The organism is Streptomyces sp. NPDC104581, from assembly GCF_055583685.1.
Genome location: NZ_JBVJNN010000019.1, coordinates 119,651 through 140,787, shown reverse-complemented (window position 1 = coordinate 140,787; position 21,137 = coordinate 119,651). Strand labels below are relative to the sequence as shown.

General features: G+C 72.6%; 14 protein-coding genes. 6 read left to right on the top strand and 8 right to left on the bottom strand.

Annotated features, from left to right (window positions below):
* Window positions 1-450 precede the first annotated feature (450 nt).
* Window positions 451-900, top strand: coding sequence for a PTS sugar transporter subunit IIA (locus ACZ61E_RS18035; protein WP_469700592.1), 450 nt, complete (start codon window positions 451-453; stop codon window positions 898-900).
* A gap of 102 nt (window positions 901-1,002) precedes the next feature.
* On the top strand, window positions 1,003-2,673 hold the full coding sequence (gene ptsP / locus ACZ61E_RS18030; protein WP_469700591.1) for a phosphoenolpyruvate--protein phosphotransferase: 1,671 nt from the start codon (window positions 1,003-1,005) through the stop codon (window positions 2,671-2,673).
* A 79-nt stretch (window positions 2,674-2,752) separates the two neighbouring features.
* On the opposite strand, the gene ACZ61E_RS18025 is transcribed toward ptsP, so the two are convergent.
* On the bottom strand, window positions 2,753-3,772 hold the full coding sequence (locus ACZ61E_RS18025) for a hypothetical protein (protein WP_469700590.1): 1,020 nt from the start codon (window positions 3,770-3,772) through the stop codon (window positions 2,753-2,755).
* Window positions 3,773-3,837: 65 nt separating this feature from the next.
* Window positions 3,838-5,826, bottom strand: coding sequence for an acetoacetate--CoA ligase (locus ACZ61E_RS18020; RefSeq protein ID WP_469700589.1), 1,989 nt, complete (start codon window positions 5,824-5,826; stop codon window positions 3,838-3,840).
* A 224-nt stretch (window positions 5,827-6,050) separates the two neighbouring features.
* On the opposite strand from ACZ61E_RS18020, the gene ACZ61E_RS18015 reads away from it, so the two are divergent.
* On the top strand, window positions 6,051-8,423 hold the full coding sequence (locus ACZ61E_RS18015; RefSeq protein ID WP_469700588.1) for a glycoside hydrolase family 31 protein: 2,373 nt from the start codon (window positions 6,051-6,053) through the stop codon (window positions 8,421-8,423).
* Window positions 8,424-8,469: 46 nt separating this feature from the next.
* Here the strand turns inward: ACZ61E_RS18015 and ACZ61E_RS18010 are convergent, their stop codons facing one another.
* Window positions 8,470-9,015: an NUDIX domain-containing protein gene (locus ACZ61E_RS18010; RefSeq protein ID WP_469700587.1), complete on the bottom strand. Its 546-nt coding sequence runs from the start codon at window positions 9,013-9,015 to the stop codon at window positions 8,470-8,472.
* A gap of 60 nt (window positions 9,016-9,075) precedes the next feature.
* On the opposite strand from ACZ61E_RS18010, the gene ACZ61E_RS18005 reads away from it, so the two are divergent.
* Together ACZ61E_RS18005 and ACZ61E_RS18000 are read left to right on the top strand one after the other, a co-directional pair.
* Entirely contained in the window at window positions 9,076-9,900 is an 825-nt protein-coding gene (locus tag ACZ61E_RS18005) for a M15 family metallopeptidase (RefSeq protein ID WP_469700586.1), read from the top strand.
* 184 nt (window positions 9,901-10,084) lie between these two features.
* Window positions 10,085-10,441, top strand: a complete 357-nt coding sequence (locus tag ACZ61E_RS18000) for an Mpo1-like protein (RefSeq protein WP_469700585.1) — start codon at window positions 10,085-10,087, stop codon at window positions 10,439-10,441.
* A gap of 219 nt (window positions 10,442-10,660) precedes the next feature.
* Here the strand turns inward: ACZ61E_RS18000 and ACZ61E_RS17995 are convergent, their stop codons facing one another.
* From ACZ61E_RS17995 to ACZ61E_RS17980, 4 genes are read right to left on the bottom strand one after another with little or no spacing between them, the layout of a single operon-like run.
* Window positions 10,661-11,269 (bottom strand): GTP-binding protein, encoded by a 609-nt coding sequence (locus tag ACZ61E_RS17995; protein ID WP_469700584.1) that lies wholly within the window; start codon window positions 11,267-11,269, stop codon window positions 10,661-10,663.
* Window positions 11,250-11,645, bottom strand: a complete 396-nt coding sequence (locus tag ACZ61E_RS17990) for a DUF742 domain-containing protein (protein WP_469700583.1) — start codon at window positions 11,643-11,645, stop codon at window positions 11,250-11,252. Before ACZ61E_RS17990 ends, ACZ61E_RS17995 begins: the two co-directional genes overlap by 20 nt.
* A 10-nt stretch (window positions 11,646-11,655) precedes the next feature.
* Entirely contained in the window at window positions 11,656-12,102 is a 447-nt protein-coding gene (locus ACZ61E_RS17985; RefSeq protein WP_469700582.1) for a roadblock/LC7 domain-containing protein, read from the bottom strand.
* A complete protein-coding gene (locus ACZ61E_RS17980) occupies window positions 12,099-15,032 on the bottom strand; it encodes a sensor histidine kinase (RefSeq protein ID WP_469700581.1) in 2,934 nt (977 codons plus the stop codon). Before ACZ61E_RS17980 ends, ACZ61E_RS17985 begins: the two co-directional genes overlap by 4 nt.
* 468 nt (window positions 15,033-15,500) lie before the next feature.
* Between ACZ61E_RS17980 and ACZ61E_RS17975 the strand changes: the two genes are divergently transcribed.
* Window positions 15,501-16,034 carry a hypothetical protein gene (locus tag ACZ61E_RS17975; RefSeq protein WP_469700580.1) on the top strand — a complete coding sequence of 178 codons (534 nt, stop codon included), beginning with the start codon at window positions 15,501-15,503 and terminating at the stop codon, window positions 16,032-16,034.
* 62 nt (window positions 16,035-16,096) lie between these two features.
* On the opposite strand, the gene ACZ61E_RS17970 is transcribed toward ACZ61E_RS17975, so the two are convergent.
* Window positions 16,097-21,088: a hypothetical protein gene (locus ACZ61E_RS17970; protein WP_469700579.1), complete on the bottom strand. Its 4,992-nt coding sequence runs from the start codon at window positions 21,086-21,088 to the stop codon at window positions 16,097-16,099.
* Between the last annotated feature and the right edge of the window lie 49 nt (window positions 21,089-21,137).

The window sequence follows — 21,137 nt, the reverse complement described above, 5'->3', positions numbered from 1 at the left end:
CGGACGAGGTCGGGGTATCAACATATCTGGCGTTGACTTTTGGCACGCTGTTGAGTTCTCAAGGAACGGACGCTTCCTTCGGTCCCGTCACCGGGCCCCTCCGGGCTTTCCCTTCGGTCCTGCTGTCTTGCGTTTCAAACAGTATCAGGCTTTTTCGCTTTCCCTGACCACACCTTCCGCAAACATGCGGGAGCCGTAATTCGAGAGAGTTTCTGGCTTGATTAGGTGCTGCCGACCGACGACTTGAAGTCACCTCAGGGCCAGGCAGGGGTACGACAGTACATGCCGCCCCGGCGGGCAGGCAAATCGTTTCCCGGGCACCGCAGGACGCCAACTGGCAGCTCTCGGGCGGAACCGTCACTTCATATGACTTACGCTTCTGAACGGTACGTCGCCCATGACAGGTGGTGACGGCGTCAGACGAATCTCCGCCCCCTGGGAGGCTCCCCCATGACCAGCGTGACGTCCCCACTTGCTGGACGCGCCATCGGACTCGCGGCTGTGCCGGATCCGGTGTTCTCCGACGCGATGGTCGGGCCCGGTACCGCGATCGACCCCGTTCGTGAGCCGTCCGAGGCCGTTTCGCCGATCGACGGCATCGTCGTCTCCCTGCATCCGCACGCCTTCGTCGTCCTCGACTCCGAAGGACACGGCGTGCTGACACACCTGGGCATCGACACCGTGCAGCTCAACGGCGCGGGCTTCGAGCTGCTTGTCGCGAAGGGCGACACCGTGACGCGCGGTCAGGCCGTCGTGCGCTGGAACCCCTCCGACGTCGAGGCGGCCGGGAAGTCACCGGTGTGCCCGGTGGTGGCGCTGGACGCGAGCGCCGACGCCCTGTCCGAGGTCGTCCGGGAGGGCGAAGTGAAGGCGGGCGACGCGCTCTTCGGCTGGCGGTGACCTCCGGGACACAGCCGTCAGGGCCGTGGGCCGTCATGGCCGGCGGTCAGTTCATCAACCGCGGCGGTCCGGTCGGTCGCCGCACAACCGGAGACGGGTGCAATGCAGACAACGCTGCGAGGCGTCGGTGTCAGCCACGGGGTGGCTGTCGGCGAGGTTCGGCACATGGGTACGGCGGTCCTGGAACCGCCGGCCAAGCAGATCCCGGCCGAGGAGGCCGGGCGCGAACAGGGGCGCGCCCGCCAGGCCGTCGAAGCCGTGGCCGCGGATCTGATCGCTCGGGGCAATCTGGCCGGCGGTGAGGCACAGGGTGTGCTCGAAGCGCAGGCCATGATGGCGCAGGACCCGGAGCTGATGTCGGACGTGGAGCGGCGTATCGCCGTCGGCAGTACGGCGGAGCGCGCCGTGTACGACGCCTTCGCGTCGTACCGGGCACTGCTGGCGGGCGCGGGTGAGTATCTGGCCGGGCGGGTCGCCGACCTGGACGACGTGCGGAACCGGGTCGTGGCGCGGCTGCTCGGGGTGCCGATGCCCGGTGTGCCGGACAGCGACGAGCCCTACGTACTGATCGCGCGTGATCTGGCCCCCGCCGACACGGCGCTGCTGGATCCGACGCTGGTGCTCGGGTTCGTGACCGAGGAGGGTGGGCCGACCAGTCACAGCGCGATTCTGGCGCGCCAGCTGGGGGTGCCGGCCGTGGTGGCGCTGCCCGGTGCCGGTGAGCTGGCCGAGGGCACGATGGTGGCGGTCGACGGCAGCACCGGTGAGGTGTTCGTGGAGCCGAGCGCGGAGAAGCGGGCCGAGCTGGAGGAGTCGGCCGCGGCGCGGCGGGCCGCGCTGGCGGCCTCCTCCGGGCCGGGTGCGACCTCCGACGGGCACAAGGTGCCGTTGCTCGCGAACGTCGGTGGTCCCGACGACGTACCGGCGGCAGTCGAGGCGGGCGCCGAGGGCGTGGGGCTGTTCCGTACCGAGTTCCTGTTCCTCGACGACAGCAAGCGCGCGCCGTCGGAGGAGAAGCAGGTCGAGGTGTACCGGCGGGTGCTCGAGGCGTTCCCGGAAGGCCGGGTGGTCGTACGGGTGTTGGACGCCGGCGCCGACAAACCGCTGGACTTCCTGACGCCCGCGGACGAGCCGAATCCGGCGCTCGGTGTGCGGGGGCTGCGGAGTCTGCTGGACCATCCGGACGTGCTGCGGACTCAGCTGACCGCGCTGTCGAGGGCCGCCGAGGGTCTGCCGGTGTATCTGGAGGTCATGGCCCCGATGGTGGCCGACCGCACCGATGCCAAGGCGTTCGCCGACGCCTGTCGTGCGGCGGGGCTCAACGCCAAGTTCGGGGCGATGGTGGAGATTCCGTCGGCCGCTCTGCGGGCGCGTTCGATTCTTCAGGAGGTGGAGTTCCTCTCCCTGGGGACCAATGACCTCGCGCAGTACACCTTCGCGGCGGACCGGCAGGTGGGCGCGGTGTCGCGGTTGCAGGACCCGTGGCAGCCGGCGTTGCTCGATCTGGTGGCGATGGCGGCGGAAGCGGCCGGGGCCGAGGGCAAGAGCTGTGGTGTCTGTGGCGAGGCGGCCTCCGATCCGCTGTTGGCGTGTGTGCTCACCGGGCTGGGTGTGACGTCGCTGTCGATGGGCGCCGCGTCGATCCCCTATGTGCGGGCGACGCTGGCGAAGTTCTCGCTCGCCCAGTGCGAGCGTGCCGCTGCCGCCGCGCGTGCGGCCGACACCGCCGAGGGGGCGAGGTCGGCCGCCCAGGCGGTGCTGTCCGGCGAGTGAACCGGCATCGGGCCGGCGGCTCGACCGGTCCGTTTCCGCAGGAGCTTCCCGCCAAGTCGCGGCGGGAAGCTCCTCGCGTTCAGTGGTGGATGTCCGGGTCCTCGATGCCGAGGTCGAACCCCGCGAGGTACTCCACCCCCGGTTCAGGTGAGAGTGGTTCGCCCGTGTCGGCGTCGGTGCAGTAGGCGCTGAAGACCTGGCCCTCGCTGAGCGGTGCGAGGTTGCCGCCCCTGAGCCGCCAGCCGTGGAGACTGTCCGGTGCGCCGGGCCGGGACGTGCGGAGCACGACTCCGCCGGGGCTGTCGAGCGCGATGCCGGCGGCGAGGACGGTGACGAACTCCGCGCTCTCGGACGCGTCGAGGCGGGCGGGCCCGGTGCCGGGCCGTTCGAGATGGACGGCGGCCAGGAGTTGTTCGTCCGGTGTGGGGACGCTACCGACGAGATGGTGCGTGCCCGGTCCGGCCCGTTCGATGAGATGGGTGAGGAGCCGTGAGGCGCGGTCGAACGAGGCGCGTCCGATGTCCACGCCGCAGTCGGCGCACTCCCCTAGCTCGGCGAGGACCATCGTCGCGTACTCGAATGTTGCTTTGCGGACGGCGGTGTCGACGAGCTGTGGGACGAGTTGCTCGACGGGCTGTCCGGTGTAGGGGACGAGGGCGCCGCCGGTGGCCGCGATGCGTGCGGTGAAGCGGCCCCGGCTGGCCGCGGTGTCCGGGGCGCGTCCGGTCTCCGCGCAGTAGTCGGCGAACTCCTGGGGGTCGAAGAGCGCGACCGAGGTGTGCGCTCCCTCGGTGGCGAGTGTGCGGAGCAGTGCGTCGATCCGGCGGAGATATCTCCCGTGGTCGTCGAAGGTGAAGGTGCGGTAGCGGCGCATGGCGGCGAAGTCCTGCTCGTCGGTGAGCAGGCCGACGGTGCACGGCACTTCGCGGCGCAGCGCGCGCAGTTCGCCGCGGTCGCCGCTCGTGCCGCTCGTGCCGCTCGTGCCGCTCGTGCCGCTCGTGCCGTTCCCGGTGTCTCCGCCGTTGCCGGTGGCCTTGTTCTCCGTGTTGGTGTGGTCCGTGGTGTCGCGGTTCGCGTTCCCGCGGTTGTCGTGCGCCATGACTTCCCCCTGTGCGCTGTCGATCACTGCTCACTCAGCGTAATCGGGGGGTCTGACAACGGCGCTCACGAGCGGTTCGCGCGGCGCTCCCGGGCCAGGGACTCGTAGAAGTGCAGCAGTTCCAGATTGTCGACGGAGCCGGGGTTGACGGCCTTGGCCAGTTCCGTGCCCTGGAGCAGGCGCTTCACCGGGACCTCGATCCGCTTGCCGGTGAGCGTGTGCGGGACGGCCGGGACCTCGATGACCGTGTCCGGGACGTGGCGCGGGGAGAGTTCCTCGCGGATGGTCGCCTTGATCCGGGCGCGCAGGGCGTCGTCGAGTACGGCGCCTTCGGCGAGATGGACGAAGAGCGGCATCCAGTAGCCGCCGTCCGGTTCCTCGAGGCCGATGACGAGGGACTCGCGGATCTCGGGGAGGCGTTCGACGGCTTCGTAGATGTCCGCCGATCCCATCCGCACACCTTGGCGGTTGAGTGTGGAGTCCGACCGGCCGTGGATGACGACCGAACCGCGGTCGGTGAGGGTGATCCAGTCCCCGTGCCGCCAGACGCCGGGGTACATGTCGAAGTAACTGTCGTGGTAGCGGCTGCCGTCCGGGTCGTTCCAGAACTGGACGGGCATCGACGGCATGGGGTTGGTGACGACGAGTTCGCCGACCTCGCCGACGACCGGTTCGCCGTGCGGGTCCCAGGCCCGGAGGTCGGTGCCGAGGCAGGCCGCCTGGAGTTCGCCGATGTGGACGGGGAGGGTGGGGACGGCGCCGGCGAAGCAGGTGCAGACGTCGGTGCCGCCGCTGACGGAGGCGATCCACAGGTCGTCGGCGACCTCGTCGTGGAGCCAGCGGAAGCCGTCCGGGGGCAGGGGTGATCCGGTGGTGGCGACGCAGGCGATCCTGGACAGGTCGTGGTCGCGTGCCGGGTGTACGTCCGCCTTTCGGCAGGCCATCACGTAAGCGGCCGAGGTACCGAAGAGGGTGGCTCCGGTCCGTTCGGCGACGCCCCACTGGGCCCCGGTGTCGGGGTAGCCCGGGCTGCCGTCGTAGAGGACGATCGTCGTCCCCGTGAGCAGGCCGGAGACGAGGAAGTTCCACATCATCCAGCCGGTGGAGGTGTACCAGAAGAAGCGGTCGCCGGGACCGAGGTCGCAGTGCAGGCCGATCTGCTTGAAGTGTTCGAGGAGGATGCCGCCCTGGGACTGGACGATGGCCTTGGGCAGACCGGTGGTGCCCGAGGAGTACAGGACCCAGAGCGGGTGGGCGAACGGCAGTTGCTCGAAGACCGGTTCGGTGTCCGCCGCGGTGAGGGCGGACCAGTCGAGCGCGCCCTCGGGGGCGGTGGTGCCGAGCAGGGGGATGTGGACGACGGCGCGCAGGGTGGGCAGTTCGGCGCGGAGTTCGGCGACGGTGCCGGTGCGGTCGTGTTCCTTGCCGCCGTAGCGGTAGCCGTCGACGGCGAACAGGACGACGGGTTCGATCTGCTGGAAGCGGTCGAGGACGCTGCGGGCGCCGAAGTCGGGGGCGCAGGAGGTCCAGACGGCTCCGACGGCGGCGGCGGCGAGGAACGCGACGACGGCCTGCGGGATGTTGGGGAGGTAGCCGCTGACGCGGTCGCCGGGGCGTACGCCGAGGGCGCGCAGTTCTTCGGCGAGTGAGCCCACTTGGCGGCGCAGGTCGCCCCAGCTGAGGGGGGTCGGTTCCTGTGTCTCGTCGACGTGGAGGAGCGCGGGTTCGCCGGCGCGTGCCGGGTCCTCGGCGGTGCGCAGGGCGTGTTCGGCGTAGTTGAGGGTGGCGCCGGGGAACCACTCGGCGCCCGGCATGGCTCGGTCGCCGAGCACGCGCTCGTAGGGGGTGGAGAACCGTACGTCGAACCAGTCGGCGACGGCCTTCCAGAACGTTTCGAGCTCGGTGACCGACCAGTCGTGCAGAGCCGCGTAGCCGCCGTCGGCGGGGGCGCCGTACCGTTCGGCCGCCCATGCCTGGAACCTGGTCACGTGCGCGGCCGCGATCCGGTCGGCGTCCGGCTCCCACAGTGGCGCTGGACTGGCTGCTGAGGTCATGCGGTGGCTCCCGGTCTGGCTCGGACGCGTCGTGTGCGTGGGGCGAGCGCACATGTGTGGAGGAGCGCCCCGCCTCCCACGGACGATGCCATGTGATCGTCCTTCGCACCAGACACGCCCTGCCGGGTGCCCGGACGGGACCTGGGCGACATGTGGTCGCACCATGGGTGAACGGGAGTTGAACGCGGTCCGTTCGGTCCCGGCCGGATGGCAGGCTGAGCAGCATGAACGGTCGTGAGCTGCTGCGCTCGATGAAGGATGCGGGTTCGCTGCGGGGGATGCGGACGGTGCGGTCGGCCTGGCGCCGGCGGCGCACGGACGAGCGGGATCTGCCGGCGCGCGGCGCGGAGCGGGCCAGGGTGCCCGGTGCGGTGAGTGGTGCGGAGCCGTTGGCGGGCGGCGGGATCGTCCGGTTCGCGCGGGCCGAACTGCGGGTGTGGGTGGCGGTCGGCGGCGCGGTCTTCTGGGGATGGGACGGCGAGGGGCCATCGCCGTCGTACGCGCTGGCGGGCGATCCGCCCGAGCCGGATCCGCGGGCCCAGCTGGAGCCCGACAAGGACGGCGGCTGGCGGGTGGTGTCGGAGCGGGTGACGGTGGCGGTCTCCCGGCACGGCGCGGTGGAGGTGGCGACGCCGGGTGGTGTGGTGCTCCGCCGTGAGCTGCCGCCGCGCTGGTGGGAGCCGGTGGACGGGGGTGGTCCCGCGCGGTGGGCGCAGCGGGCCGAGGTGGCGGCCGACGCGCGTTTCTTCGGGCTCGGTGGGCGGGCGTCGGGGCCGCGGCTGCGTGACGGCGTCTACCGCCTCTGGAACACCGATCCGGGGGGTGCCTTCGGGCCCGGTGACGATCCGCTGTACATCACGATGCCGGTGCAGTTGGTGGTGGCGGACGCGGGTACGCATCTCGCCTTCTACGACAACTCCTGGGACGGGCGCGTCACTCTTGAAGAGGGTGAGGAGGGCGCGGGCTCCGGTCATGACCGGCCCGGCACGTCCGAGGTGCGGATGGACGGCGGGCCGCTGCGTTGCTGGGTGCTGCTTGGCACGCCCGCTCGGGTGCTGCACGGCTGGACGGCGCTGACCGGGGTGCCGGCGCCGCCTCCCGCCTGGGCGCTGGGGCCGCAGCACGCGCGGTGGGGTTTCGGCAGTGCGGAGGAGGTGCGGCGGATCGTGGCCGGCTACCGGCGGCGCGGGCTGCCGCTGTCCGCGCTCCATCTCGACATCGATCACTACGACCGGCATCAGGTGTTCACGGTTGACGAGCGGAACTTCCCCGATCTGCCCGCCCTCGCCAAGGAGTTGCGGGCCGAAGGGGTGCGGCTGGTGTCGATCGTGGATCCGGCGGTGCGGGCCGCGCCGGGGAACGCGACGTACGACAGCGGTTCGGCGGTCGGCGCCTTCGTGCGGGACGCACGCGGTGACGAGGTACGGGGCGAGGTCTGGCCCGGCGAGTGCGTCTATCCGGACTTCACCGATCCGGCCGTGCGCGGGTGGTGGGGCGGTCTGTACGAGGAGCGGCTGGAGCAGGGCTTCTCGGGGGTCTGGCACGACATGAACGAGCCGGTGTCGTTCGCGCCGTTCGGGGACACGACCCTGCCCCGGTCGGCCCGGCACGCGCTCGACGGGCGCGGTGGCGATCACCGGGAGGCCCACAACGTGTACGGGCTGACGATGGCGGCGGCCGGGTTCGAGGGGCTGCGGCGGTCGCGCCCGGAGGAGCGGCCGTTCCTGTTCTCGCGTTCCGGGTGGGCCGGTATGCAGCGCTACGGCGGCACCTGGTCGGGGGACGTGGCGACGGACTGGCCGGGGCTGCGCGCCTCGCTCTCGCTGGTGCTGGGGCTGGGGCTGTGCGGGGTGCCGTACTCGGGTCCGGACGTGGGCGGTTTCACGGGGAGTCCGGCGCCGGAGCTGTATCTGCGCTGGTACCAACTGGGTGCCTGGCTGCCGCTCTTCCGTACGCACGCGGCCATCGACGCGGGGCGCCGGGAGCCGTGGGAGTTCGGTGCCGAGGTGCTGGGCCATGCGAGGACCGCCCTTCTGGAGAGGGAGCGGCTGGGGCCGTACTTCGTGACGCTGGCGCAGTTGGCGCGGCTGACGGGCGCGCCGTACGTGCGTCCGGTGTGGTGGGGCGCGCCGGAGGACCGGGCCCTGCGGGACTGCGAGGACGCGTTTCTGCTCGGGGACTCCCTGCTGGTGGCGCCGGTGCTGGAGGCGGGTGCGGACCGGCGCGTGGTGCGGCTGCCGCGCGGGCGCTGGTACGACACGGCGACGGGGGCGGCGTACGAGGGGCCGGGACGGGTCCGGCTGGACGCGCCGCTGTCCCGGATTCCGGTGCTGGCGCGGGCGGGCGCGGTGATCCCGGTCCTCGGCGGGGCGGACGCGGACGGGTCGGCCGGGGGCGTCGAACTGGAGGTGTGGCGGCCGGCGCCGGGGCGTACGGGCGGCGGGCTGGTGGTACGGGACCCCGGGGACGGGTGGGCGGAGCCGGAGGTCGAGCGTTACACGTCGCGGCTGGTGCGTGGCGGGGTGGTGGTCGAGCGGGTGACGGACGACGGGGTGGCGCCGCCGGAACTTCCCGTGCGGGTGAGGGGGGAGGAGTGAGGGGCGGGGCGGGGCGGCGAGCCGGGCGGGACTCCGCGGCCACGCCCTAAGGGGTGTGCTGCGGGGTGTTGTCGTAACAGCCGGCGAACCAGGACCGTACCGCCCGTGTGTGCAGGGGGAACGCGAGTTCGGCCGGGGCCCTCAGCAGTTGCCAGCCGGTCGTCTCGTCGGTGGCCACGGAGGCGGGCAGCTCGGCGACGGGGCGTTCCGGCAGCAGCGCGAAGAGCAGCAGATGGCCGTCCGGCGAGCTCATGGCGTCGGCGAGCCGTACGTCCTCCTCGTCGGCCTCGATGCCGGTCTCCTCGCGGAGCTCGCGTACGGCGGCGTGCCGCCAGTCCTCGGTGTGGTCGATGAAGCCGCCGGGGAGTGCGACATGGCCGCGCCGGGGTTCGATGGTGCGGGTGATGACGACGAGGGCGGTGCCCCGTTCGTCGGCGACGGGCAGCAGGGTGACCGCGACCGGCAGGGGATTGCGGTAGGCGGTGGCTCCGCAGACGTGGCAGGTGCGGGGCCAGCCGGCACCCGCCGGGTACGGCGCGCCGCAGCTGTCGCAGTTTGAGTCCTTCACGGAGCGGTTCTCGGAGTCGGCCACGCGCGGACTGTAGCCGATCACCCTTTCCCGGCGGCCGGGGAACTGATAGACGGTGTGCCCATGACACGACTCGCTTCCGCGCTCCGCGCGCTGGCCGCCACCGCGGCCGTCCTGCTCGCCGTGACCGCCGCAGCCCCCGGGGCGTCCGGGGCGGGCACGGGCTCCCGGACCGCCGGGCCCCCGGCTCCCGAGGAGTTCGTGGCGCTGCCGACCGTGGCACCGACGATCATCCACGACATGCGCTACCTGACCCCGCACAACTTCATGGGAGAGCGGGTCGACGGTTACGACCAGCCGCTCTGCATCCTCACGCGCCCGGCGGCGCTGGCCCTTCAGCGGGCGCAGTGGAAGCTGCTGCGGCAGGGTTACTCGCTCAAGGTCTACGACTGCTACCGCCCGCAGCGGGCGGTCGACCACTTCGTGCGCTGGGCGCAGGACCTGGCGGACGAGAGGATGAAGCCCGAGTTCTATCCGCGGGTCGACAAGTCGAGGCTGTTCGCCGACGGCTACATCGCCGAGAAGTCCGGGCACAGCCGCGGCGGCACCGTGGACCTGACGATCGTGAAACTGCCGGCCAAGCCCACCCGTCCGTATGTGCCCGGCGAGAAGCTGGTCCCCTGCTACGCGCCGCAGGGTGAGCGGTTCCGGGACAACTCCGTCGACATGGGCACCGGTTACGACTGCTTCGACACCCTGTCGCACACCGACGATCCGCGCGTACAGGGAGAGCAGCGGGCGAACAGGCAGCTCCTGAAGAGGACGCTGGCGGAGGTGGGATTCACCAACCTGCCCGAGGAGTGGTGGCACTTCACCCACAAGCCGGAGGTCTTCCCCGACACCTACTTCGACTTCCCGGTCTCCTGGCGGTCGGTCGCCGGTCACTGACGACGCGGACGGACCGACGGTCCGGGGCGCGGTGGCGCTGCGGGACGATCAGCCGTGAACGGCCGGCCGGGACCACCCCCGTGGGCTCCGGCCGGACCGCTCACTACTCTCGGACGCGCGAAGCCCGTTCTTGGTTCTCTCCCTGCCCGTTCCGGGTTCCCGGCGGAGCCGTTACGGTGCCCGTATGGCAACGGAGACACCGGAGACATACGAGTCGTACGAAGAATTCTGGCCCTACTACGTGGCGATGCACTCCCGCGCGGCCACGCGTTGGGTGCATCTGACGGGGACTCTGACCGGCCTCGCCGTGAGCGTCTACGGTCTGGCGCGCGGCCGGAAGCGGTACGCGGCGGCGCTGCCGCTGATCGGCTACGGGACGGCGTGGCCCGCGCACTTCTTCATCGAGAAGAACAACCCCGCGAGCTTCGGGCACCCCGCGTGGTCGCTCCGCGGAGACGTGCGGATGATCCGGATGATGCTGGCGGGGCGGGACGCGGAGCTGGCCGAGATCGCCGCGAAGTGGCTCGCCGAGAACCGGTGAGCGGGTGAGCCGCTGAACCGGCGCACCGGGCCGCCGGTCCGCCGAACCGGTGTCCCTCCGACGGGCACGCTCCGGCCGCGCGGACGGGAGGGCCGGGACGTGCGGCAGTCGGAGCCGTACAGCCGAGACCCACGGCCCGTACCCCTGTCGGTGGGGGTGCGGGCCGTGTTCCGTGCGGGCGGCCGTCAGCGGCCGCGCAGGGCCCGCTCCTGACGTGTGTCAGGTGGTGACCGCGGGCTCGCGTTCCTTCCGCGCACGGATCATGGCGTGCTCCACGACCGCGACCAGGACGTCCTTCACCGACTCCCGGTCGCGCGCGTCGCACATCAGCAGCGGCACCTCGGGGTCGAGGTCGAGCGCCGTGCGGACCGTATCGGCGGGGAAACGGGTGGCGTCCTCGAAGCAGTTGACGGCCACCGCGAAGGGGATGTCCCGGCGCTCGAAGTAGTCGATCGCCGCGAAGGAGTCCTCCAGTCGCCGGGTGTCGGCCAGCACGACCGCGCCGAGCGCGCCCTGGGCCAGCTCGTCCCAGAGGAACCAGAACCGGTCCTGGCCGGGCGTACCGAACAGATAGAGCACCAGATCGTCGCGGAGGGTGATCCGCCCGAAATCCATGGCGACCGTGGTGGTGGTCTTGTTCTCGACGCCCTCGATGTCGTCGACGGGCCGCCCCGCCTCGGTCAGCACCTCCTCGGTACGCAGCGGTTTGATCTCGCTCACCGCGCCCACCATGGTGGTCTTGCCCACCCCGAAGCCGCCGGCCACCAGGATCTTCAGAGTCACCGGCTCGATCGGCCGCTGTCCACGGCTAGAGCGCCCGAAGACCATTGATCACCTCGCGGAGAATGTTCACGTCCGGCAGTTCGGCCGGCGGAACGGGACGGGTTACGTGCACGAGTTCACTCTCGACCAGGTCCCCCACGAAGACCCTGACCACCCCGACGGGGAGGTCGAGGCCCGCGGCGAGTTCCGCTATCGACTGGGGGCCGGCCCGGCAGAGTTCGACGATCTCCACATGCTCGGGAGACAGCGTCCGGTCACCTGAGGGATCGTCGGCGGCCGGTGCCGGGATGACGATGGCGATCAGATCGAGCCGGTGCCGGGTCGCGCTGCTGGTCCGGCCGCGTGTCATGGCGTACGGGCGCACCACTGGTCCGGCGTCCCCGTCGAACCAGTGCTTCGGATCCTCGCCCGCCTGCCTCATGGCATTCAACTCACCCTGCGGCGGGCTGTCCGGCGCGTGGTGCGGCACCGAGGTGGACGCCGACGCGCTTGACCATGAGCGTCATCTCGTAGGCCACCTGGCCGACGTCGGAGTCGGAGTCGGAGAGCACGGCGAGGCAGCTGCCGTCACCCGCAGCCGTCACGAAGAGGAAGGCGTCGTCGAGTTCGACGACGGTCTGGCGGACCTTGCCCGCCTCGAAGTGCCTGCCGACGCCCTTGGCCAGGCTGTGGAAGCCGGAAGCGACGGCGGCGAGGTGCTCGCCGTCCTCGCGGGTCAGTTCCTTGGACGTGCCCGTGGCGAGACCGTCCCCGGAGAGGACGATCGCCTTACGGATGCTGCCGACCCGTTCGACCAGTTCGTCCAGGAGCCAGTTGAGGTCGCCCGGAACGGATCCGCGGCGTGTGGAATCGGATGATGCGGCTTTCGGTGCGGTCATCGACCGTCCCCCTCCGGTGTCGTTCCTGTGGTGTCGCCGGGGCCGCTGATGTCCTCGGTGGCATCGGTGCCGTCGGTGTCTTCGGCGCTGTTCTGCTGACGGCCACGCTGCCAGCCCCGTTGAAGGGATGCCATACGGTTGCGGACCTCGTCCGCGTCCCGCTCGTAGTCCCGCTCCGGCGCAGCGGCGCGCGGTGCCTCGACGTCCTCGCGTACGGCGTCCTTCAGCTGGGGCGCGAGGCTGGCCTGGCGGACGCGGCGGGGCAGGCCGCCGAGGGGCCCGGGAGGGCCGTTCTCGTCGGGTGTCAAGGCGGCTCCCTCGGGTGTGGGGGTCACGAGGCGCGAGGCGGGAGCGGGGGCGGGCTCGGGCGTGGGCGCGGGCGTGAAGGCGGACGCCGGGCCGGTCGACGACTCGCGCGCCGGCGCCGGTGCGGAGGCGTCCGGTGCGGAGGCGGCCGGTGCGGGCGCGGCCGGTGCGGGAATGTCCGGCGTCGGCTCGGTCGCCGGGTGGGCGCCGCCCCGCTCGTCCAGGCGCCGCCCGTGGTCGGCGACCAGCTTCGGGGTCTTGCGGCTGCGGCGGGGAAGCTGCTCGGGGAAGCCGAGCGGCTCGCCGTCGTCGCGGCCGGCACGACCCTGCGGGCCTTCGTGGTCGGCGGCCTGCCGGTGCTGCTCGTGGAGGTCCGCGAAGCCGGGGCCGCGCGACAGGCCGGTCTCCCGGCCGCGGGCGCCGCGGCCGGTGTCACGCAGATGCTCACGGGCGCGGAAGATCCCGCCGCGTTCGCTCTCGGTGTCCTCCAGATCGGCGCTGCCGAGGTCGCCGGCGGTGTCGACGCTGCCGGCGCCCGGGGGCCGCTCCTCGAATTCCCCGCCGGTCAGCGGCGGTTCGAGCTCGATGGGTCCGTCGAGCACGGAGCGGTTCCCGGTCAGTCCGGTGGGAACCTGCGACAGCGAGGCGAGCCTGCCGTCGGCGCGTCCACGGCCGTTCTCGGTCGTGAGGTTCTGCCGGTCGAGCCGGAATCCGGTGCCCTGCGTCTCGGGCGCCTCCGTGAGCAGCGCGGCCGGCAGGAACACGATCGCGGTGGTGCCTCCGTACGGAGACGGCTGGAGCGACACCCGGACGTTCTGGCGCTGCGCGAGCCGGCTGACGACGAAGAGACCGAGGCGGTCGGTGTCGGAGAGCTCGAACTCGGGCGTCTCCGCGAGCCGCAGATTCGCGTCGAGGAGGTCGTCGGAGCTCATCCCGAGGCCGCGGTCGTGGATCTCCAGGGTGAAGCCGTTGGCGACGCGTTCGCCGTGGACCTGTACCGCCGTGTGCGGGGGCGAGAACACCGTCGCGTTCTCCAGGAGTTCGGCGACGAGGTGGGTGAGGTCGGCGACGGCGGGTCCCCCTACACCGATCCGCGGCAGCCTGCGGACCTCGACGCGCTCGTAGTCCTCGACCTCGGCGACCGCGGCCCGTACGACGTCCATGAGCTGGACGGGCTTGCGCCACTGGCGGGAGGGCGCGGCGCCGGAGAGGATCACCAGGCCCTCTGCGTGGCGCCGCATACGGGTCGTCAGGTGGTCGAGGCGGAAGAGGTCGGCGAGTTCGTCCGTGTCCTCGGTGCGGCGTTCCATGGTGTCCAGCAGCGTGAGCTGGCGGTGGAGCAGGACCTGGTTGCGGCGGGCGAGGTTGACGAACACCTCGGAGACGCCGTGCCGCAACTCGGCCTGCTTCACGGCCGCTTCGACCGCGGCGCGCTGGAGCGTGTTGAGCGCCTGGCCGACCTGGCCCAGTTCGTCGCGCTCGTAGTCGAGTCGCGGGGCTTCCGTCTCGACGTCGACCTGCTCGCCCGCGGCGAGGCGCCGCATGACGCTCGGCAGCCGGACGCTTGACACCTCGTGGGCCTCTTTACGGAGGCCGGACAGGTCGCGGATGAGGCTGCGGCCGACGCGTACGGAGACGATCACGGAGACCAGCAGGGCGAGGAAGCCGAGGACGCCGGCGACTCCGGCCAGTACGAGGACGTTGAACCCGGCCGGTTCGACCCGGTCCTGGTAGCGCTCGTCGGCCGCCTCGCCCTCGCCTGCGAGGTTTTCGAGGACCGGGGTTGTCATCTCCTGCCAGCGTGCGGCGTCCACCGATGCCGGGTCCTTGCCGGGACCGGCGGCGATGAGCTGCTCCTCCGCCTCACGGAGCGGCTGGGTGCCGGGGCCGCCCCAGTACTGCTCGAAGATCTCGCGCTCCGAGGCGGGCAGGACGTCGAGGTTGGTCTCGTAAAGAAGGGTGCGATTGGCAACCAGGTTGGAGACCAGCCGGATCTCGTCCGAGGTGATGCGGCGGGTGATGAGCGCGGAGGCGACCAGCGCGTCCTCACGGGAGAGCATCTCCTGGGCGCGGTCCACGCCGACCAGGGCGCGGGCCTGCTTGTCCAGCTCCACGTCCTCCAGGGCGTGCAGCGCGGACAGGAAGTTGTGGCAGGGGTCGACGAGCCTGTTGTAGAAGTCGAGCGCCTGGCCGCGGGTGACGGTGCTCTTCTCCACGGAGCGGCGCAGCGCGCCGAGCCCGTCGAGCGCGTCCGTGAGGGAGGTCAGCCGCGCCGAGGTGGTGTCGCTCATCTCGTCGCGCACCGACGGGTTCTCGGCGTTGGCCTTGATCTTGGTGACGGCCCGGTCGGTCGCGGCGCGCTGCCGGCGCAGTTCGGCGAGGGAGTCGGAGTTGCGGGGGTCGGCCAGATAGATGAGGGTCTGGCGGCGCTCCTGCTGGATCACCCGGACCGTGTTCTCCACGGGGTCGCCGACCTTGTCGATGATGTAGGCGACGTCCAGGAGCTGGTTGGCCTCGCGGCCGGTCAGTGTGGTGGCGAATGCCCACAGGGCCGTGAGGGAGACGAGCGGCACAAGGAGCAGCGCCACGATCTTCCGGCGGATGGACTTCCCGCGAAAGCGCATGGTCTCCCCCAGCTCGACCTTCCACCCGATGTGGAAGCCGTCTTCGTCAGAATCGACAACCTCGTCAACAAACGGCGCGAGCCTACTACTGCCACACCGGCAACTCGAAGACATGTCCGGGCGATTTTCGGCCCCAACCAGTTGAGTTGATCACCAGTTGTCCCGGTATTCGCGGAGATGACTTTCAGCCCTGTGGCGCACAGTACCTGGCGGGGCGTCACTTTTCGCAATCGATCAGTTGGCCGGAACTGTATGCCTGCGGGAATCTTCCCGATCTGTCGGTCGTCTATATGTATGGGTACTGGCGTACGGAAGTACCGGCTCAGGGTAGGGAATTCGGGGCGAGGGACGGGCGGGCGGCGGGCGCTGTTTGCGCTGCCCGCCGCACTTCGGGTGCCATGGTCCGCGTGAAGCGGCCGGCGCCGGGCAGTCACCCTGATGTCGGACAGTGGTGGGGAGTTGCGGTCCATGAATACGAAGTCGGACTCGGAGAGAGCCGCGAAGGCAGGCGTGAAGGGGCGGGGGCACACGGCGGGGCGCGGAGGCGGGGACGACGCCACGCGGGCGCCTGCGGAGGTCGAGGTCGAGCTGCCCGCGCCGCGCGGTACGGGGCTCGCGCGGCGGCTCTGGACGGAGGAGCCCGCGATACGGCGCAGGATGCCCGACCCGGTGCGGACGGCGGCGGTTCGTGCCGTGATCATCGCCGCGCTGACGCTGATGCAGGCGACGGTGGCGTTCTTCTCCACGCTCGCGGGTTCCTGGCTGGCCTTTCCCATGGTGCTGAGCAGTGTGGCGAGCACGGTGGTGGCGACGTGGGGGGTGCTGGACGTGTGGGTGACGCGTCAGGTGTGGAACCAGCGCCATGGCGTGGTGTCGGTGCCGAGCAGCACGGCGCGGCAGCTGCGCCGGGAACGCCGCCGGGCCAGGCGTACGGCGCGGGCGGCGGAGCGTGACGGCGCCCGGATACGACGCCGGGGCGCCGGCAGGCTCTCCGAGGCCTGAACGCACGCGCCCCGGGGGCCGTCGGCGACGAGTCGTCGTGGAGTTCTGTTGAGGGGGGAGCCCTAATCGGCCCGTGAGGGGGCGACGGGCGCGCCGTCGGCCGCCGTCGCGGGCTCTGCGCCGGCGGGTTCACCGGTGGCGGGTGCCGCGGTCGCCGGTTCGGCGGTGACCTCGGCACCCGTCGCGGGTCGGGCGGTGGCGGGCTCTGCGCCGGCGGGTTGGGCGGTGGCGCTCTGGGAGCGCTTGAACATCCGCGTCGCCGTGATCTCGCCGTGCACCGTCTCGCCGTCCGGGTCCTGTTGGGGAAGGCCCGGCCGAAGATGCTCCTCGACGCTGATGTACTTCAGGCCGGCCCGCAGGTCCGCGTCGTTGCGCAGCCTGATCACCAGCGGGAACTCGGCCAGTGCCGTCGTGTCGAAGAGACCGGTCGTGTAGAGGAGTTGGACGCCGAGAGCGTCCGAGACGGCCCGCTGGAGCTCCAGCAGATAGGTGGCGTTGGCGCGGCCGATCGGGTTGTCGAGGAAGAGCGTGCCGGCGTGCCGGTGCTTGTCCCGTCCCCGGTCGTTGCTGCGGAGCGCCGCCATCGTGCAGTAGAGGGCGATCGCCGCGGTGAGCAGCTGGCCGCCGGAGAAGACGTCGCCCATCTGTCCGACCGGGACGCGCTCCGCGCGCAGCACGGCGTCCGGTTTGAGGATCTCGACGGCGATGCCCTTGGGCTGGAGGGCCGCCTGAACTCCGCGCAGCAGCAGGGACATCCCGTCCCGGCGGAGGTCGGAGTTCTTCTTCAGGGCGGCGCGGGTGGCCTCGTCGATGACCTCGCCGAGCCGTTCGGTGAGGGTGGCCTGGTCGGGTTCCTCGAAGCGGATCCGGAGGAATTCCTGTCCGGACCACTCCCCCAGCCCCTCGGGCAGCCGGGAGAGCCGCTGCGCGGAGCGAAGGGTGGTGAGGGCGGATTCCACCAGTCCGCGCAGCCGGTCGACGATGGAGTCGCGGTTGCGTTCGAGCTGTTCCAGTTCGTCGGTGAGCACGCGCAGCCGGGGCGCGAAGGCGGCGGCCCACTTCGCGGCGTGGTCGGGGAGCGCGGCGGCCGGCAGTTCGCGGATCTGCTGGCGGGCCGGGGTGCGTACCTGTTCGTAGCGGGTCGAGTTGGCGTGCCGTACGAGGATGTCGCTCGCTTCCCGGACGGCGGACTCGGCGGCGGACAGGTCCGTGGCGCAGCCGCGCAGCGAACGGCGCGCCTCGGCGGCGGCGTTGCGGGCCTCTTCGATCGTCCCCGGATACGGCTCGTGCTCCTCCGCCGCCTCGTCGCCGTCCTCGTGGGCCGAGCCCCTGAGCAGGTCGCCGAGGAGGGCGGCGGTGTCCTCGAAGCCGCCGGTGGCGCCCTCCGCGGTGCGGTGGGCGTGCAGCAGTTCGCCGTGCGCGGCGCGGGCGGTGTCCAACGCGTCGGTGCGTGCGGCGAGTTCACCGGTGGCCGTGCGCAGCAGCGCCTGCGCCTGTTCCACGTCGGCGGGGACCTGGCTCTCGGGCAGGTCCGTGTGCGCCCCGCTCTCGGCGGGTGCGAGGCGCTCGGCCTCGCCGCGCAGCCGGCCCAGCTGCTCGCTGGCGGTCGACGCGCGTGACTCCAGCATCTGGACGAGGGATTCGGCGCGGGCCGCCGCGGCCTGCCGGGACGGTCCGTCGGCGCCGTCCGTGCTCTCCAGGAGTTGCGCGGCGCGGGTGCGGACCTTGTTGCTGAGCCGGTCGAGTTCGGCGAGGGCCGCGCCTTCGTCGCTCTCGGCGTGGGCCTGTTCGGCGCGCAGGTCGGCGCCGACGCCGACCTTCTCGTAGAGCTGCGAGGCGGCGCGGTACGCCTCGCGCAGCGCGGGGAGGGCGGCGCGCGGTGCTTCGCCGCCGGGTTCGGGCAGGTGGTCGGGGGCGCCGGCGATCTCGGCGCGTTCGGCCCGCAGGGCGCGGGCCGTACGGCGGGCGTCGTCGGCGGCGCGCTGGGCGGCCCGTCGGTCCTCGTCCGCGGCGCGGGCCCGGTCGAGGCAGGCGGTGGCGCGGGCTTCGGCCTCGGTGGCGTCGTCGGCCAGGGCGCGGAGCTTGACCTGCCAGCCGGCCCGTTCACGGAGCCGGAAGGCGAGGCCGGCGAGCGCGTCGGCGGCGCGGCGGGCGCGCTGGGCGGCCTCCTGGCGTTCGTCACGCACCCGTGCGGTGTCGGCGGCGGCCTCGTCCGCCTCGGTCCGCACCGCGCGGGCCTCGGCGAGTGCGGCGCCGGCCGTCCGCGCGACCTCGTCGGCCGCGTGTGCCGTCCCGGCGAGTTCTGCGAGCCTGCCGGGCGCGCAGGTGGCCCGCCAGGAGCCGAGGCGCGCCGCGATGGCCCGGTCCCCGGAGAGCCGGGCGGACAGGGCGCGGATCTCCTCGTCGCGTGCGGTGGCCTTGGTACGGAGGGACTGCCGTTCGGCGTCGGCCGCGTGTTCGTCGTGCATCGCGGGGTTGGGCGGGACGAGGAAGACGCCGCTGTCCTCGCCGCCGGCCGCCGTACCGAGCGGGCCGGGGCCCGGTACCGGTGCGAGCAGTGCGGCGGCCGTGCCCACGGCGACGGTCGAGCGGGGCAGCAGGGCGGCGCCGGAGAGGATCTCGCGGGCGCGGGCGTGCGAGGCGGGGTCGGTGATGACGACGCCGTCGACCAGTTCGGGCCGTGCGGTGAGGACGGCGGCGTGGTCGGCGGGGTCGACGGCCTGGGCGAGGTAGCGCCAGCCGGGGAGGGCGGGGATGCCGTGTTCGCCGAGGTATTCGACGGTGGCCAGCACGTCGGGGCCGGGTGGCAGCAGTCCGCCGTCACCGAGCGCGCCGAGGATGCGGGAGTCGTCGGCGGCGGCCGTGCGCAGGTCGAACAGCTGGCGCTCGGCGGCGGCGACGCCCTGGTCGAGGAGTTCGCGCAGTTCGTCGGCGTACCGGTCCAGCTCCTCCGCGGTGAGGGGGCCTTGGCCGGTGGGGCGGGTCGCGGTGGCACCGCGCGGGTCCGGGCCGTCCGTGCGGGACAGCCGCCCGGCGGCCGTTCCGCCGCCGGTGCCGTCCCGGTGCTCCGTGCTCGCGGGGCCTGCGGGGCCCCCGGGAGCGCCCGGGCCCGGTTCCGGGGGCGTATCGGGCCCCGCGCCCGCCGAAGGGCCGTCCGCACTGCTCCGGTCGGCGCTGCGCGGCCCCGGGACGCCCGCTCGCGCGGGGGCGCCGGGCAGGCCGAGCAGTTCGGTGAGGCGTTCCTCCTCGGCGATGGACTCGGCGGTACGGCGCTCCGCCTCGTACTCGTGCTCGGCGGCGCGGGCGGCGTCGACGGCGCGGGCCGCGGCCAGTTCGGCGCGCGACTCGGCCGCCGCCGCGTCCCTGGCCCGGTCGGCCGCCGCGCGCGCGGCTTCCCTGGCCGTGTCCCAGGCGGCGACGGCGGAGTTCTCCGCGTCGCTCGCGGCGAGCGCGGCGCGGGCGGGGTCGGCGTCGGGGGCGGTGTCGTCGAGCCAGCCGGCCCGTACCGCCTCGGCGGTCTCCTGCTCGACCTCGGTAAGGCGCTGGCGCAGGTGGCCGGTCTCGCTGCGGGCGCGCTGGGCCTCGGTGGCCGCCGCTGTCGCGTCGCGGTGGGCGGCCTCGCCGGCCTCCTGGAGTGCGGCGGAGCGCTCCTCCTCCTCGTTGGCCAGCCTCTCGCCGTCGGCGGCGGCGGAGTGCAGGGCGCGGACGAGGTCGGCGGCGGCGGTGGCGCGGGCGGCCAGGGCGGGCGCGGCGTCGCGTTCGGCCTCACGGATGGCGGCGGCGACCCGCGCCGAGCGGTCGGCGGCGGCGCGGTGCCGCAACACGTTCTCGGCGGCCTGCCAGGCGGTGTGGAGCGTACGGGCGTCGCTCAGCTCCCTGCGCTGGGCGGCGGCGGCCTTCTCGGCGACGGTGAGGGCCAGGGAGGCGTGCCGGTAGGCCAGTTCGGCGGCGATGAGGGCGCTGCGGCCGCGGGCGCCGTCCGCCTCGGTGACGGTGTGGGCGGCGGCGGTGACCCGCTGGGCGAGGTCGCCCACGCGGTCCCGCTCGACGGCGGCGCGGGCCGTGAGTCTGCGGGCGAGCGTACGGGTGCGGCGCTCGGCGCCCGCGTGGATGTCGCGGGCCCGGGAGCGGGTGTCGGTGGCGTCGACGATACGGCCGAGCAGGTCGACGGAGCCCGCGGTGAAGTCCCGTTCGGCGGTCAGCTCGGCGCGGCGGCCCAGTTTGTTGCCGAAGCCGCCGACGAGGTCGGCGAGCCCGTCCGTGTCGCGCGTGTCGGTGACGGCGCGCAGCAGGAGATCGGTGAAGTCGGAGTCCTTCTTGACCGCGAAGAGTCCGGCCGCCTCGCCCTCGTCGGCGTTCATCTCCCGCTGGTAGCGGAACAGTTCGGGGTCGAGGCCGAGATCCCCGAGGTGTTCGATCCAGCGGTCGTGGATCTCCTCCCAGTACACGTCGAGGTGCGGATACGCCTTGCCCGCCTCGGTGATGGCGTCCCGGAAGCCCTTCATGGTGCGGCGCCGGCCACGCGCGCCGGAGACGCCCTCCACGGGCCGCCGGACGGCGGTCGACTCGGCGACCGGCAGTGAGTCGAGGCTGAGCCCGGGGCCGGGCCGGAAGGAGTACCAGCCCTCGGCGAACTTGCGCGGGTCGTTGGACACCTGACGGCCGCGCCACTCGCTGGCCTTGCCGACCACGACCAGCTCACCGGTGAGGGTGTGCTGCCACTCCAGGGCGACATGGCCGCAGTCGTCGGCGAGCAGGAACTTGCGCAGCACGCCGGAGCTGGCGCCGCCGAGGGTGTTGCGGTGGCCGGGCAGCATCACCGAGAAGATCAGCTTGAGCAGTACGGACTTGCCGCCGCCGTTCTCCAGGAAGAGCACACCGGCGGGGGCCGGGCGGCGCGGCGGGCCGACCGGCTCCTCCTCGAAGAACTCCGCCTGGGTGGGGGCGGGGTGGGGCACCGGCTCGCCGACTCCGCGCAGGTCGAGCACGGTGTCGGCGTAGCGCGCACCGGCAGGCCCGATGGAGTAGAGGCGGACCCGGGACAGCTCGTACATGGCGGCGGACTCTCGTCGTGGTAAGGGGCGGATGGGGACCGGCGGGGTG

Excerpts from the sequence above, each read along its gene's own strand:
- ACZ61E_RS18015 (WP_469700588.1), top strand. The coding sequence starts at position 6,051 with ATGAACGGTCGTGAGCTGCTGCGCTCGATGAAGGATGCGGGTTCGCTG.
- ACZ61E_RS17995 (WP_469700584.1), bottom strand. The coding sequence starts at position 11,269 with ATGGTCTTCGGGCGCTCTAGCCGTGGACAGCGGCCGATCGAGCCGGTG.
- ACZ61E_RS18020 (WP_469700589.1), bottom strand. The coding sequence starts at position 5,826 with ATGACCTCAGCAGCCAGTCCAGCGCCACTGTGGGAGCCGGACGCCGAC.
- ACZ61E_RS18000 (WP_469700585.1), top strand. The coding sequence starts at position 10,085 with ATGGCAACGGAGACACCGGAGACATACGAGTCGTACGAAGAATTCTGG.
- ACZ61E_RS18005 (WP_469700586.1), top strand. The coding sequence starts at position 9,076 with ATGACACGACTCGCTTCCGCGCTCCGCGCGCTGGCCGCCACCGCGGCC.
- ptsP (WP_469700591.1), top strand. The coding sequence starts at position 1,003 with ATGCAGACAACGCTGCGAGGCGTCGGTGTCAGCCACGGGGTGGCTGTC.
- ACZ61E_RS17985 (WP_469700582.1), bottom strand. The coding sequence starts at position 12,102 with ATGACCGCACCGAAAGCCGCATCATCCGATTCCACACGCCGCGGATCC.
- ACZ61E_RS17970 (WP_469700579.1), bottom strand. The coding sequence starts at position 21,088 with ATGTACGAGCTGTCCCGGGTCCGCCTCTACTCCATCGGGCCTGCCGGT.
- ACZ61E_RS18035 (WP_469700592.1), top strand. The coding sequence starts at position 451 with ATGACCAGCGTGACGTCCCCACTTGCTGGACGCGCCATCGGACTCGCG.
- ACZ61E_RS17980 (WP_469700581.1), bottom strand. The coding sequence starts at position 15,032 with ATGCGCTTTCGCGGGAAGTCCATCCGCCGGAAGATCGTGGCGCTGCTC.
- ACZ61E_RS17990 (WP_469700583.1), bottom strand. The coding sequence starts at position 11,645 with ATGAGGCAGGCGGGCGAGGATCCGAAGCACTGGTTCGACGGGGACGCC.
- ACZ61E_RS17975 (WP_469700580.1), top strand. The coding sequence starts at position 15,501 with ATGAATACGAAGTCGGACTCGGAGAGAGCCGCGAAGGCAGGCGTGAAG.
- ACZ61E_RS18025 (WP_469700590.1), bottom strand. The coding sequence starts at position 3,772 with ATGGCGCACGACAACCGCGGGAACGCGAACCGCGACACCACGGACCAC.